Source organism: Psychrobacter sp. 1Y4 (genome assembly GCF_051847555.1).
The window spans coordinates 1-716 of sequence record NZ_JBPYDE010000536.1; the positions used below are offsets into that span (position 1 = coordinate 1).

A 716-nucleotide genomic window follows, 5' to 3' on the forward strand; every position below is an offset into this window, starting at 1 on the left:
TCACCTGAAGCTGATTCTGTGATCGTTGAAGATAACGAAAGGTCCGAGCGTTCGACTGAATAAAATGCTAAAAGTGGAATATATATCGATGGGTTGTAGGCTACACTTTTATACATCTCAGCAACTTGTCTTATATCTACTACATCGGTAGGTGAACTGCCACTATATCCAGGAACAGTATTACCAATACTTACATTAAAAGTATTTTGTTCGTCAAACTTAAATTTTGTCGCTACCTCACTAAACTCTTTAGAACCAACATAAATATCACTTTCTGTAATTGGTCTACCAACTACATCTGTTTTTTCTAAGTTATTGCTCAACCATGACAATGTCTTTGCAATACCTTCTGCAATACTAGTTTTTCCAGCACCATTAGCACCTATTAAAACAGTAATATTCTCATTAAAAGAAATATCTAAATCTATAAACCTTCTAAAAACAGTCATATGCATTGACGATAAAACAATTTTTTTATCAAGAAGTGCAGATTCTACTTTTGCCAAATATTGATAAGATAAGTCTTCATCTTTTTGCTCTACATTTTTACCTTCAAGGTAGTTTCGATACAATTGATACGAAGATTGAAAATTGCCTTTATCAGAGCTTTGAATCAGATGTTTAATAGACCTACTTTGATTTTTATGTGACTTAGTCATTTGATTCCTCAACAATTTGAGTAATTAACTCAGCAGAATATTTTTTTTTCAAAGATT

At 31.8% G+C, this 716-nt stretch carries 1 protein-coding gene; it reads right to left on the reverse strand.

Annotation, left to right across the window (positions count from 1 at the left end):
- The coding region (locus ACS8FC_RS17415; protein ID WP_439297708.1) for an AAA family ATPase at positions 1–659 on the reverse strand (659 nt) is incomplete at its 3' end.
- Between the last annotated feature and the right edge of the window lie 57 nt (positions 660–716).